Origin of the sequence: Xanthomonas theicola (assembly GCF_014236795.1) — a bacterium.
GTDB lineage: Bacteria > Pseudomonadota > Gammaproteobacteria > Xanthomonadales > Xanthomonadaceae > Xanthomonas_A > Xanthomonas_A theicola.
The window spans coordinates 2,606,276-2,618,949 of record NZ_CP049017.1; the positions used below are offsets into that span (position 1 = coordinate 2,606,276).

At 71.1% G+C, this 12,674-nt stretch carries 10 protein-coding genes; 1 reads left to right on the forward strand and 9 read right to left on the reverse strand.

All coding sequences use genetic code 11. The features are described from left to right. Positions 1 to 44 precede the first annotated feature (44 nt). Entirely contained in the window at positions 45 to 1,634 is a 1,590-nt protein-coding gene (gene xopB, locus G4Q83_RS12240) for a XopB/HopD1 family type III secretion system effector (RefSeq protein WP_386273643.1), read from the forward strand. 160 nt (positions 1,635 to 1,794) lie between these two features. Here xopB and G4Q83_RS12245 read toward each other — a convergent pair whose 3' ends face one another. The 9 genes from G4Q83_RS12245 to G4Q83_RS12285 form a co-directional block, all read right to left on the reverse strand. Then, complete coding sequence (locus G4Q83_RS12245) at positions 1,795 to 3,630, reverse strand: CocE/NonD family hydrolase (protein ID WP_386273641.1); 1,836 nt, start codon at positions 3,628 to 3,630, stop codon at positions 1,795 to 1,797. Positions 3,631 to 3,990: 360 nt separating this feature from the next. After that, positions 3,991 to 5,247 carry a glutamate-5-semialdehyde dehydrogenase gene (locus tag G4Q83_RS12250; RefSeq protein WP_128420962.1) on the reverse strand — a complete coding sequence of 419 codons (1,257 nt, stop codon included), beginning with the start codon at positions 5,245 to 5,247 and terminating at the stop codon, positions 3,991 to 3,993. Between the two features lie 132 nt (positions 5,248 to 5,379). Then, on the reverse strand, positions 5,380 to 6,573 hold the full coding sequence (gene proB, locus G4Q83_RS12255) for a glutamate 5-kinase (RefSeq protein WP_128420961.1): 1,194 nt from the start codon (positions 6,571 to 6,573) through the stop codon (positions 5,380 to 5,382). A 19-nt stretch (positions 6,574 to 6,592) separates the two neighbouring features. Continuing rightward, entirely contained in the window at positions 6,593 to 6,850 is a 258-nt protein-coding gene (locus G4Q83_RS12260) for a YciI family protein (RefSeq protein WP_128420960.1), read from the reverse strand. A 362-nt stretch (positions 6,851 to 7,212) separates the two neighbouring features. Next, entirely contained in the window at positions 7,213 to 8,511 is a 1,299-nt protein-coding gene (locus G4Q83_RS12265) for an argininosuccinate lyase (RefSeq protein ID WP_128420959.1), read from the reverse strand. A 111-nt stretch (positions 8,512 to 8,622) separates the two neighbouring features. Further along, positions 8,623 to 9,576 carry an N-acetyl-gamma-glutamyl-phosphate reductase gene (argC, locus tag G4Q83_RS12270; RefSeq protein ID WP_128420958.1) on the reverse strand — a complete coding sequence of 318 codons (954 nt, stop codon included), beginning with the start codon at positions 9,574 to 9,576 and terminating at the stop codon, positions 8,623 to 8,625. After that, the gene (locus G4Q83_RS12275; RefSeq protein ID WP_128420957.1) at positions 9,573 to 10,181 is read right to left on the reverse strand and encodes a GNAT family N-acetyltransferase; all 609 of its coding nucleotides are present in this window, start codon (positions 10,179 to 10,181) and stop codon (positions 9,573 to 9,575) included. Before G4Q83_RS12275 ends, argC begins: the two co-directional genes overlap by 4 nt. 5 nt (positions 10,182 to 10,186) lie before the next feature. Then, entirely contained in the window at positions 10,187 to 11,503 is a 1,317-nt protein-coding gene (locus G4Q83_RS12280; protein WP_128420956.1) for an acetylglutamate kinase, read from the reverse strand. A 52-nt stretch (positions 11,504 to 11,555) separates the two neighbouring features. Further along, on the reverse strand, positions 11,556 to 12,671 hold the full coding sequence (locus G4Q83_RS12285; RefSeq protein WP_128420955.1) for an acetylornithine deacetylase: 1,116 nt from the start codon (positions 12,669 to 12,671) through the stop codon (positions 11,556 to 11,558). Positions 12,672 to 12,674: the final 3 nt, after the last annotated feature.

Genomic DNA, 12,674 nt, shown 5'->3' on the forward strand with positions numbered 1-12,674 from the left:
AGCGGACCGCCAGCGGCCCTGGCATGCCTGAGTTGCAAAGCGCAATGCTGGCCTCTTCCAGTCGCCAGGCCGGTGGCGCGCCATTGCACGCAGGCTCGGTGCACCATAACGGCCAGCGCCTGGTTTGCGATGATCCCGTCATCGATGCGCTGCTGACCTATGCCCAGACCGACCAGCCGGCACCGCCGCATATCGCAAATGGCACGGCATCCCGCCTGGAAATGCACGCCCATCCTGGGCTCGAGGCCGCACTGGCTACCTTCAAGCGCGCGTTCACGGTGGAGACCGCGGATCTCGTGTCCCACACCGATACAGCAGAGCGGACCACAGAGCGGATCGATGCCGATATCCACATCGCCATGCTGATGAAAGTCATCGAACAGGGAACGCGGGCTTTCGGGACGAATGCATCGATCGAGGTGGAAGGCGGCGACCACGTGCCTGCCGCACGGTTCCTGGCCGCACATGCTCCCGCGATCACCGCCGAAGACGACCTTCTGGATCGCTTCATCGAGCGCAAGATCGGCCCCGACCACGAGCTGCGGGTGCGCCTGGGCGCGCAATCGCTGCTGCATGCCGCTACCAAGAAGGAATTCCAGCTGTCCGGGCTCGCCGGCAGCATTGCCGTCAGCAGCGGACTCGGCTCGGCCTGGGAACTGGTCGTGTCGCAAATGATGAAGAACCACGTATTCGGGAAGAATTTCTCGCCAAGCAAATATGCCCTGCAGTTGGCGGGAATCGATTCGGTGCCGCCTGCATTAATCGAGACGCTGGACACGATATTCGTGCTGTCGATCATCAAGGGTATGAAGGGCGAGGGCTGCTCGTTGCGCAACCTACTGCCGAAGGCCATGCAAGCCGGCGCCATCTCCTCGGTGCTCTCACTGCCCAACAATCTGCTGCAATACGTCGGCTTCAAGTCCAGGCCAGTGGATCTTGCGGCCAACGCGGCGACGAACGAAATGGCCATTTTCGGCGCCGCCTCGGGGATTCCACCGGAAGTGAAGGAAAACGGGGAACTCATGCGCGCCGGCCTGTTCCAGGCAATGAAGGATGACCTGATCGCGCGCCCCGCCGATGGAACCTCGGCGAAACGGACGATCGAGCAGATGACCAAGCATGCGCTGGATGTCGCGCCGGGCGAAAGCACCGCGGTGAAATCCATAGGCCTGGCCTCCATCATCGGCATGATCCCGTTGATTGCCGGCGAGAAGGCGACCGGGGTGATGTCGGAAAAAATGTTGCGCATCTTCCGCAGCACCGTGTTCAACCCGATCGAGGCGATCGCGCTCAACGCGCTGGCCCTGGGCAGCCGCATCAAGATCCCGGGATTGTTCAACTCCGACAATGCCAGGCACGCACGCGTCGTGCAGACCATTCTTGTCCGCGCCAGCGAACAGATGGGTGCCGAAGGCCGCGACGAGATCGGCGCCGAGGAATTGCACCGCCTGCTCGCGCCCAGGAGCGAGTTCCTGCGCCATGTCGGCACGGCCATCGTCAACGGCATGAACATGGGCCTCGAAACCATTCCGATGCTGGCACGCAAACTCGGCTATGGCCAGGTGCCGCTGCATGCGCGCATTCCATATCAGGATCTGCCCACGTCTGCGCCGGTTCCGCAGGCATCGCCCTGAGCGATACGGCGGCAAATGCACCGCGACGATGGACGGAGAATAAGCGCCGGCCGCAGCGCGAGCCGAAGCCGCACGCGGCGGCGCCAATGCACCTGGTGCTGCCGTGCGCGTCGCTCCGGGTCCAGCGTACGGCCGCCGTGCGCCGCGTGCCGGCGGCCGCTCAGCGCACCGGCAAACCGATGTAGCTGGCCTGCTGCGGCGTATGCCAGATGCGCTGCGTCGCCTTGCGGTAGTCGCCCGGCTTGGCGAAGTAGATGTTGGGCACGTAGGTCTGCGGATTGCGGTCGTACAAGGGGAACAGACTGGACTGCACCTGCACCATCACCCGGTGGCCACGCTGGAAGGTATGGTTGGCGGTGGGCAGGCCGAACCTGTACGCCAGCGGCTGGTTCGGCGCGATCGGCCTGGGTGTCTCGAAGCTCTCCCGATAGCGGCCGCGGAAGATCGCCATCGACACCGCCAGTTCGTAGCCGCCCATCCTCGGATCGGAGGCCATTTCATCCGGGTAGACGTCGATCAGTTTCACCACCCAGTCGCTGTCGCTGCCGCTGGTGGAGGCCTGCAGGTTCACCTCGGGCACGCCGGCGATGCGCAGCGGCGCATCCAGCGGCGCGCTGACGAAGGTCAGCACGTCCGGGCGGCCATCGACGAAGCGCTGGTCGTGCACCAGCCAGGTGGTCCACATGTTGCGGTCGCCGAAGTCGACCGGGCGCGGCGCGAACGGCACCGGCTTGGCCGGGTCGGACACGTATTCTTCGTAGTCGCCCTGCCCGGCCGCCGGCGGGTCGAACGACAGCGTGCCGCCGACGCCCAGGTACAGCGGCTTGCTGCGTGCCGCGCAGCCCTGCGTGCAGCTGCGCGGCCACGTCTGCAGGCGGTCCCAACGGTTCGCGCCGGCGTCGTAGATGAATACCGGCGGCGTGTCGGCCTTGGGCGCGCCGTCCACCAGATACTGATCGAAGAACGGCTTGAGCACGTCGCGGCGGAACTGCAGCGCGGTGTCGCCGTCGAACGTCAGCGCGCCCAGCGCGGCGCCGTCGTAGTTGACCTGGCTGTGCCGCCACGGCCCCATCACCAGGTAGTTGCGGTCGTTGCCGGCGTCGCGCGGCTCCATCGCCTGGTAGCTGTGGATCGCGCCCCACATGTCCTCCTGGTCCCACAGGCCCTGCAGCCACATCGTGGGCACCTGCAGCGGCGTGCGCGCCATCACCTTGTCCAGCGCCTGCGCCTGCCAGTACGCGTCGTAGGCCGGATGCTCGGTGAGCTTGTGCCACCACGGCAGCTGCTCCAGGCCGGCGGCCTTGGCGTAGTCGCCGGCCGAGCCGGCGCGCAGGAAATTACTGTAGTCGTCCAAGCCCTGGCGCGGGATGCCGGCGCCCTTGCCGCGTTGGGCCAGCTGGGCGGTGAAGTAGTCGAAGTTGACCTGGCGGAAGGCGCCATAGTTGAGCCAGTCGTCGCCCATCCAGCCGTCGACCATCGGGCTTTCCGGCGCGGCCACCTTGAGCGCGGGATGTGGGTCGGTCAATGCCATCACCACGGTGAAACCCTCGTACGAGGACCCGATCATGCCGACCCGGCCATTGCTCTCGGCCACGTGCTTGACCAGCCAGTCGATGGTGTCCCAGGCGTCGGTGGCGTGGTCGACCGCGGTGGCGTTGAGCGGCCCGCGCAGCGGGCGCGTCATCACGTAGTCGCCCTGCGACCCGTACTTGCCGCGGATGTCCTGGAACACCCGGATGTAACCGCCGTCGACGAACACATCGTCGCCCTGCGGCAGCAGGTCCTTCATGTGCGGCGACGCCAGCCGCTCGGCACGGCCGCTGGCGTTGTAGGGCGTGCGCGTGAGCAGGATCGGCGCATCGTGCGCGCCCTTGGGCGCCACGATCACGGTGTGGAGCTTGACGCCGTCGCGCATCGGGATCATCACCTCGCGCTTGACGTAGTCGTTGGCCGCGGTTGGCGCGACGAACGCCTTGCCGGTGATGTCCGCCGTCATCGGCGCGGTCTGGGCGAAGGCGGCGGGGAGCGAGGCGGCGCATACCAGCGCCAGGACGAGCGGACGGACGGATGGATGCATGGGCGGTCTCCGGAGCGAAGCCGTCATGAAAGCATGCCCGCCACTGGAAGGGGAATGGGAACGGCGCGTGGGTCGCGCGGCCGCGGCGAGCGGCCGCGCCGGCGCGGCCCCGCCCGGCTGCAGATGCCGCGGCGAAGCGCGCGAGGCGGCACGGAGCCACGGCGGGAGCGCGGCACTTCAGGCCAGGCGGACGGACCCGGCGTCCGGCCGAACCGGGACTCGCCTTGCCGTACCGGTCCATGCCGCGGGCGCGGCGGCCCGCGCGCCCGCCCTTTCGCCTCAGCCCGCGGTGTGACGCACCTGGCCCGCGCCGCGTACCACGTAGCGTTCCACCGTCAGCGCCTCCAGGCCCATCGGGCCGTAGGCGTGCAGGCGCGTGGTGGAGATGCCGATCTCCGCGCCCAGGCCGAGTTCGCCGCCGTCGGAGAAGCGCGAGGAGGCGTTGACCATCACCACCGCCGCGCGCAGCGCCTGCACGAACGCCTCGGCGTTGGCCGGATCGGCGGTGGCGATGACCTCGGTGTGGTCCGAGCCGTAGCGGCGGATGTGCGCGATCGCCGCGTCCAGGTCCGGGACCACCCGGATCGCCAGGATGAGGTCGAGGTATTCGGCGGCGTAGTCGGCATCGCTGGCGGCCTCGGTGTCCGGCAGCAGGTCGCGGCTGGCGGCGTCGCCGCGCAGCGCCACTCCGCGCTGGCGCAGCGCCTGCGCCGCCAGCGGCAGGAAGCGCGCGGCGATGTCGGCGTGCACCAGCAATGTCTCCAGCGCATTGCACGCGGCCGGGCGCGTGGTCTTGCCGTCCACCAACAACTTCACCGCCAGCTCCACCTCGGCCGAGGCGTCCACGAACAGGTGGCACACGCCCTTGTAGTGCTTGATCACCGGCACCCGCGCGTGCTCGGCGACGAAGCGGATCAGGCCCTCGCCGCCGCGCGGGATCGCCAGGTCGACGATGTCGTTGAGCTGCAGCAGTTCGAGCACGGTCTCGCGGCGCAGGTCCTCGACCAGGGTCAAGGCGTCCTCGCCGAGTCCGGCCTCGCGCAGCGCACGCCGCAGCGCGGCGGCGATGGCGGTGTTGGAATGGACCGCCTCCGAGCCGCCGCGCAGGATCACCCCGTTGCCGGCCTTGATGCACAGGGCGGCGGCGTCGGCGGTGACGTTGGGCCGGGCCTCGTAGATCATCGCGATCACCCCCAGCGGCACCCGCACCTTCTGCACGCGGATGCCGTTCGGGCGCACGTCGTCGCGGGTCACCTGGCCGACCGGATCGGGCAGCGCCGCCACGTCGCGCAGCGCCGCGGCGACGCCGGCCAGGCGCTTGCCGTCCAGCGCCAGCCGATCCAGCAGCGCGCTGCCGACGTGCTTGGCCCGCGCCGCGTCCAGATCGCGCGCATTGGCGGCGAGGATCGCCTCCGCATCCGCTTCCAGCGCCGCCGCCATCGCCTCCAGCAGCGCCTGCTTGGCCGCGGACGACAGCTGCGCCAGCGCCTGCGCGGCGTCGCGGCATTGCAGGGCCAGAGAGCGAATGGAAGTCATGGGCGGGTTCCAGATGGGATGGGGTTAGTCGGGGGCGGGAGTCGGAGCCCGGAAAAGCACGGGGATCTGCGAAGGGTGCCACGCCAGACAGTGGCGCTGTTCGCGTGCCGGCGCGAGCCGGGTTCCGCGCCGTTATGCCACTGTCCCGGGATCCGGGTCCCGGCTCCCGGCTCCCGGCGCCTGCAGCACCACCAGATCGTCGCGATGGATCACGTTGCCGCCGTAGTTGTACCCCAGGATCGATTCGATGTCGCGGGAATGGCGGCGGGCGATGCGGCGCACGTCGGCGGCCGCGTATTGGCTGACGCCGCGCGCCAGGCAGCGCTCGCCGGCGGCGTCGCGCAGGCGCACCTCGACCATGTCGCCGCGGCGGAACTCGCCTTCGGCGCCCGCCACCCCGCCCGGCAGCAGCGAGGCGCCGCGCTCGACCAGTGCGGCAGCGGCGCCGGCATCGACCAGGATCGCGCCCGGCTCGACCGGGACCTGGCGCAGCCAGTGCTTGCGCGCGGCGACGCGGGTGCGCGCGGCATGGATGCGAGTGCCGCACAGACGGTCCTGGGCCAGGCCGCGCACCACCTCGGCGCTGCGGCCATTGAACAGGTAGGTCTCGATGCCGGCGGCGCCGGCCTTGGCCGCGGCCTCCAGCTTGGTGCGCATGCCGCCGGTGCCGACCCGGCTGCCGCTGCCGCCGGCCATCGCCAGCACCGCCGCGCTCAGTTCCGGCACCTCGTCCAGCGGCTGCGCGTGCGGGTGCAGGCGCGGGTCGGCGGTGTACAAGCCGTCGATGTCGGTGGCGATGAACAACGCGTCGGCGTCGACCAGCGCGGCCACGATCGCGGCCAGATTGTCGTTGTCGCCGAGCTTGAGCTCGTCCACCGACACCGTGTCGTTCTCGTTGACCACCGGCAGCGCACCCAGCCGCAGCAGCTCGCCGAGCGTGGCGCGCGCGTTGAGGTAGCGGCGGCGGTTGCGCAGGTCGTCGTGGGTCAGCAGCACCTGCGCCACCGGGCGCTCGAAGAAGCGCTGCCACAGCGCGATCAGCTGCGCCTGGCCGAGCGCGGCCAGCGCCTGGCGCGCGGCGATCGCCGCGCCGGCCTCGGCCGCCCGCGGCAGGATCGCGCGCCCGGCCGCCACCGCGCCGGAGGACACGATCACCAGTTCGCGCCCGGCCCCCAGGTTGGCCGAGACGAACTGCGCCAGCCCCAGCGCGAAGCGCGGCGACAGCCCGCCGCCGTCGGCGGCCAGCAGGCTGCTGCCGACCTTGAGCACCGCGCGCCGCCAGGGCGGCAACGGCTGCTCCATGAACGACGCGGACGGCGCGGTCATCGGGCGCGCGCTCCCGGGGTCACTGCGCATTCCATTCGTGCACCGTCAGCACCGAGGCCTGCTGGATCGCCAACGGATCGGTGGCCACCAGCGCGCGCGCCGCGTCCAGGCTGTCGAGGTTCTTCAGCAGGTAGGCGCCGCCGCTGCCGTCGCCGAAGCCGCCGGCCAGCTCGAGCAGGCCGCGCTCGCGCAACTGCGCCAGGAAGTCGCGGTGCGGCCGCACCACCGCGGCCGGGAAGTCGGGCTTGCGCATCGCCAGCACCAGGTAGAGCGTCATCGCGGGTCTCCTCGTTCGATCGGGGGCGCCGCACTGCGGTCGCCGTGGCTGCGCGGGGCCGCCCCCCCGGAACCGCGCCGGCCGCGCGCTTGTCGTTGCGCATCCGGTGGGCACGGCCCGGCGGCACGTGCAGGCCCTGGTCAGGGCCCAGGGGTGCGACACGCCGTCCAGCGTCAGTATCGTCCCGTCTTCCAGCAGGCAGAAGCACTGGCGCGCGTGCCGGTGCAGGTGGCGCATGCCGCAGGTGCCCGGCGGCATGCGCTCGGCGATCACGCACCTGCGCGCGTCCTTGCGCAGGTGCCAGCCGTCGCAGCCGTCGCCCCACGGGACGTGCTCGGCCGTGGCCAGGCGCATGGCGCCCCTCAGCCCGCCAGCGCGTCCCAGCGCGCGCGCAGCAGGTCCAGCCGCAGGTCGGCCGCCGCGCCCGGCGAGACCCGGGCGGCCAGGCTGCCTTCGGGCGTGCGGCCCTGCCCGGCGGTGGCCGCGCCGGCCGCGGCCGCCTTGTAGGCCTCGCGGAACGGCACCCCGGCCACGGCCGCCTCGACCGCGGCGTCGGTGGCGTACATGCCCGAGTCGATCGCCGCGCGCAGGCCGTCCTCGCGCCATTGCAGGTTGGCCAGCAGCGCCGGCAGCAGCTCCAGCGCGGCCAGCCCGCGGCCGAAGCCGTGCACGATCGCGCCCTTGCTGCTCTGCAGGTCGCGGTGGTAGCCGGAGGGCAGCGACAGCAGCTGCTCGATCTCGGTGCGCGCGGCGGCCACGCTGGCGTGGGCGGCGCGCATCAGCTCGATCACGTCGGGATTGCGCTTGTTCGGCATGATCGAGCTGCCGGTGGTGTACTGCGCCGGCAGCGCGACGAAGGCGAACTCGCCGCTGGTGAACAGCGACAGGTCCCAGGCGATCCGGCGCAGGTCCAGGGTGGCGCCGCCCAGCGCTTCCAGCGCGGCCAGTTCGAACTTGCCGCGCGACAGCTGCGCGTAGACCGGCGACAGCTGCATGCGCGCGAAGCCCAGCTCGGTGGTGGTGTGCTCGCGGTCCAGCGGCAGGTTGACGCCGTAGCCGGCGGCGGTGCCCAGCGGGTTGCAGTCCACCAGCCGCAGGGTGTCGGCGGCACGCACCGCGTTGTCGACGAAGGCCTCGGCCCAGCCCGCCCACCACATCCCCGCCGAGGACACCACGGCGCGCTGGATATGGGTGTAGCCCGGCAGCGGCAGGCCCTGCTCGGCCTCGGCGCGGTCCAGCGCCACCCGCGCGACCTCGCCGCTGAGCGCGGCCACGCGCGCGAGCCGGTGCTTCAGCCACAGCCGGGTGGCGACCAGGATCTGGTCGTTGCGGCTGCGGCCGGTGTGGATCTTGCGCCCGGCGTCGCCCAGGCGCTCGGTCAGGCGCGCCTCGATCGCCGAGTGGCCGTCCTCGTACTGGTCGTCGAGCACGAACGCGCCGCTGCGGAAGTCGGCGGCGAGCACGTCCAGCTGCTCGCTCAACGCGCCCAGCTCCTGCAGCGACAGGATGCCGATGTGCTGCAGGCCCTGCGCGTGCGCCTTGCTGGCGGCGATGTCGTACAGGAAGAATTCGCGATCCAGGATCACGTCGTCGCCGGCCAGGAAGGCCTGGATCTTGGCGTCGACCGCGACGCCGGGTTTCTGCCACAACAGCTCTGCCATCGGTGTGTCTCCTGCGGGTGCCGGACGCGTCCGGCAATGATGTTCGATTCGGGTCGGCGGCCCAGGGCGTCGCATAGCGCAGGCCTGGGGGTGGCGGCGACCGCGCCCGGCTCAGTGCGGGATCGCGGCGAGTTCGTCCAGGCCCAGCGCGAAGTTGAGGTTTTGCAGGGCCTGGGTCGCCGCGCCCTTGAGCAGGTTGTCCAGGGTCGCCACCACCACCACGCGCTGGTTCCCCGGCGCCAGGGTGAAGCCGCCGACCTGCACGCCATGGCGGCCGGCGATCCGGCTGACCCACGGCGCCGCGTCGGTCACCTCCACCAGCGCCTCGCCGGCATAGCGCTCGCGGTACAGGGCCTGCACGCGCTCCAGCATCAGCGGCCGCTGCAGCCACAGGTTCACGGTCACGGTCAGGCCGCGGAAGTGCGGCGCCACGTGCGGCATGAACTCCACCGGCACGCCGAGCTGCGCCGACACCTCGCGCTCGTGCATGTGGTTGGTCAGCGCGTACGGCATCAGGTTGTCGCGCAGCAGCTCCGGGTCGTTCTTGTCCGAGGGCGTGGTGCCGGCGCCGGAGTAGCCGGACACGCCGAAGCACTGCGGCGGGCCCGCCAGTTCGCGCAGCAGCGGCGTGATCGCCAGCTGCATCGCGGTGGCGTAGCAGCCAGGGTTGCTGATGCGCGTCTGCCCCGCGTAGCCGGCGCGGGTCAGCTCCGGCAGGCCGTAGTACCAGCCCGGGTCGAAGCGGTAGTCGGCCGACAGGTCCACGATGACCGTGCCGGGCGCCTGCGCCTCCAGCGCCGCCACGAACGGCTCGGCCTTGCCGTTGGGCAGGGCCAGGATGACCGCGTCGGCGCCCTTGGCCGCGACCGCGTCGGCGTCCAGGCTCTCGAAGTGCAGCGCGCCGCGGTAGCCGGCGTTGCGCGCGGCCACGGGCTGGCCGGCCAGCTCGCGCGAGGACACGAACGCCAGGCGCATACGCGGGTGCGCGGCGACCAGCTTGATCAGTTCCGAACCGGTGTGGCCGCGGGCGCCCACGATGCCGAGGGTGAAGGTCTTGTCGCTCATGAATGGGCGTCCAGGTGGAACCGCAGGTGGCGTTCGACCGCCTGCCATTCCGCGTCGATGATGGAGAACACGACGGTGTCGCGCGGGCTGCCGTCGGCGTGGCGCTTGTGCCGGCGCAGCACGCCGTCCTGCTTGGCGCCCAGGCGCGCGATCGCCGCGCGCGAGGCATGGTTGAACCAGCTGGTCTCGAACACCACGCTGAGGCAGCCCAGGGTCTCGAACGCGTGCCGCAGCAGCATCAGCTTGGCTTCGGTGTTGAGCCCGGTGCGCTGCGCCTGCGGGGCGTACCAGGTGTAGCCGATGCACAGCGTCGGCACCTCCGGCGCGAGCCGGTAGCAGCGCGTGGTGCCGACCACCTCGCCGGCCGCGTCGCGCACCGCGAACGGCAGCGCGTCGCCGTCGGCCCGGGCGGCCAGCGCGGCGGCGATGTAGCCCTCCATGCCCTCGGGCGCCGGCACGTTGGTGTACCACAGCCGCGACAGCGCGCCGTCGCCCAGCGCCGCGTGCAGGGCGTCCGCGTGCGTGGCGTGCAGCGGCTCGAGGGTGGCGTGGCGGCCGCGCAGGGTCGGGATCTTGCGCCAGGCCGGCGGCGGCATCGGGGCCATGGCGGTCAGTCCCGCAGCGTCGGCTGGCGGGTGGCGCAGTGCGCCACGCACTGCTGGATCTGCGCGAAGCTGTCCAGCCCGTACCAGAACACCTTCCACTTCTCTTGCTTGAAGCAGCCGTCCGATTCGGCATAGTAGAAGATGTTGACCGGGTTGTTGTGGCGCGAGCGCCAGAACAGCTGCGGCGTCTCCTCGCGCATCACATTCCACACCGCGCGGCCCAGGCCCTCGCCCTGGGCGTCGTCGAGCACGGCGAACTTGTCCAGGTAGGTGTGCCCGGCCTCCTCGGTGAGGATGACCGCGGTGCGGTAGTTCTCGCTGACGTAGGCGCGCAGCAGCGCGGTGTTCGCGAAGTAGTCCGGCACCAGGGTGCGGCCGAAGCTGGACTCGATCAGCGCGGTGAGCCGCGGCAGGTCCAGCGCGTCCCACGCGGTCGCGCGCAGCACCCGCTCGCCGCGCCGCACCAGCGTGCCCGAGCCCTTGTGGGTGAACAGCTCCTTGGCCAGGTCGGCCGGGCGGGTGATCGACACCGAAGACTCCAGCGGCAGCCGGTCCAGCAGGTCCTTGATCTGCTCGATCTTCACCCGCATGCCGCCGTTGATCCACGGCTGCTGCATCAAGTGCGCGTATTCGGTGGACAGGTTGATCGAATCGATCACCTTGCCGTTTTCGTCGAGCAGCCCGCCGGTGCCGGTCAGGAAGACGATCTTGTACGGCTGCAGCTCCTGCACCAGCTCGTTGGCGGCGAAGTCGGCGTTGACGTTGAGGATCTGCCCGCTCGGGGTCTCGCCTAGGCTGGTGATCACCGGGATCGAGCCGGCCTGCAAGCTGGCCTCGATCGGCGCCAGGTTGACCGCCTTGACCTCGCCGACCAGGCCGTAGGTGTCGCGGTCCAGGTAGGCGGCCTCGAACACGCCGCCGGTGATCGAGGTGGCGCGCGCGCCGTTCTGCTGCAGCGCCTCCACCAGCTTGAGGTTGGAGACCTGGAACACCCGGCGCACGATCGCCAGCGCTTCCGGCGAGGTCACGCGCAGGCCGTTGACGGTCTGCTTCTCGATGCCGGCCGCGGCCAGCTCGGTGTCCAGCTGCGGGCCGGCGCCGTGCAGCACGATCGGGGTCAGCCCGACCTCCTGCAGGAACGACAGCGACGAGGTCAGCGCGTCCAGGTCGTCGCGCAGCACCGCGCCGCCGACCTTGACCACGGCGAAGCGCTTGGCGTCCAGCTGCGAGAAGCGCTTGAGGTACTGGCTGATCTCCTTGGCGCTGGCCATGCTCGAGAGCAGGCGGACGATGGTCTGGCGGGTTTGCTTGTTGGCGTGCATGGGGGCAGTGGCGGTTCCGTGGTGCGGGGAAAGGGGCCCGGCGGCGCGGGCGTCAGGCGGCGCCGTTGATGATGCGCTGCACCGACGCGGCGTAGCGCTGCAACTGCTGCAGCGTCACGAACTCGTCGGCGGTGTGGGCCTGGGCGATGTCGCCCGGGCCGTAGACCAGCGCGGTGTAGCCGCCGGCCGAGAACAACGAGGCCTCGGTCCAGAAGTCCACCGCGTTGCCGATCGGCAGGTCCAGCGCGTCGGCCACCTCGCGCGCGGCCAGGCGCTTGTCCTCGGCGCGCGCGCCGCTCTTGTCGGAAGCGGGCCCGGAAGGCAGGCTCGGCCCGCGGAAGGTCTCCTCGAAGTGCGCGGCGGCCGGGTCGGCGAAGCCGGCGAACGTGGCCAGCAGCGCGTCCACGTCCATCGACGGCAACGGCCGGAAGCCGAAGCGCAGCTCGGCCGCCGGCGCGATCATGTTGGCCTTGATGCCGCCCTCGACCCGGCCGATGTTGAAGCGCAGCCCGGTCAGCCCGCCGAAGCGCGCGTGCGCCAGCGACGCGACGTGGTCCAGCGCCCGTCCACCCCAGCGCATCGCCTGGTGCAGCGCGCTGGCCGCGGCGTCCTGGCGGCCGGAGGCATGCCCGGCGCGGCCGGCGAAGCGCATCAGCACCGAGCTGATGCCGCGGTGCGCCAGCACCGCCTCGCTCATCGTCGGCTCGGCCACCAGCACCGCCTCGAAGGCCAGGCCGCGCGCCAGGAACGCGGCGATGCAGCGCGGGTCGTTGGCCTCCTCGTCGGAGGAGAACAGGAACGCCGCGTCGCCGTCGCCGGCCTGCGCGGCGGCCACCAGCGCCGCCGCCGCGCCCTTGATGTCGCACACGCCGAGCCCGACCACGCGGTCGCCGGCATGCCGCATCACGTGCGGGTCGGCGCTCCAGTGCGGCGAGTCCGGGACGGTGTCCAGGTGCACGTTGAACAGGTACTTCGGCGTGCCGCGCACCGCGTACAGGCTGACCGCGCCGGCGCCGTGGTCGATCACCTCGACCTGGAAGCCGGGCAGCTGCGCGCGCAGGTAGCCGAAGATGCCGCCCTCGGCGGCGATGGCGCGCGGCGGATTGCGGGTATCGAAGGCCACCAGCTGCTGCAGGTGGGCGAGCGTATTGTCGAGCAGGTCGGTCATGTC

Bases quoted from the DNA above. Each gene is read 5' to 3' on its own strand.
- G4Q83_RS12250 (WP_128420962.1), bottom strand. From the start codon at position 5,247: ATGACTTCCATTCGCTCTCTGGCCCTGCAATGCCGCGACGCCGCGCAG.
- G4Q83_RS12245 (WP_386273641.1), bottom strand. From the start codon at position 3,630: ATGACGGCGGACATCACCGGCAAGGCGTTCGTCGCGCCAACCGCGGCC.
- G4Q83_RS12285 (WP_128420955.1), bottom strand. From the start codon at position 12,671: ATGACCGACCTGCTCGACAATACGCTCGCCCACCTGCAGCAGCTGGTG.
- G4Q83_RS12275 (WP_128420957.1), bottom strand. From the start codon at position 10,181: ATGGCCCCGATGCCGCCGCCGGCCTGGCGCAAGATCCCGACCCTGCGC.
- argC (WP_128420958.1), bottom strand. From the start codon at position 9,576: ATGAGCGACAAGACCTTCACCCTCGGCATCGTGGGCGCCCGCGGCCAC.
- xopB (WP_386273643.1), top strand. From the start codon at position 45: ATGCTGGCCTCTTCCAGTCGCCAGGCCGGTGGCGCGCCATTGCACGCA.
- G4Q83_RS12260 (WP_128420960.1), bottom strand. From the start codon at position 6,850: ATGACGCTCTACCTGGTGCTGGCGATGCGCAAGCCCGACTTCCCGGCC.
- proB (WP_128420961.1), bottom strand. From the start codon at position 6,573: ATGACCGCGCCGTCCGCGTCGTTCATGGAGCAGCCGTTGCCGCCCTGG.
- G4Q83_RS12265 (WP_128420959.1), bottom strand. From the start codon at position 8,511: ATGGCAGAGCTGTTGTGGCAGAAACCCGGCGTCGCGGTCGACGCCAAG.
- G4Q83_RS12280 (WP_128420956.1), bottom strand. From the start codon at position 11,503: ATGCACGCCAACAAGCAAACCCGCCAGACCATCGTCCGCCTGCTCTCG.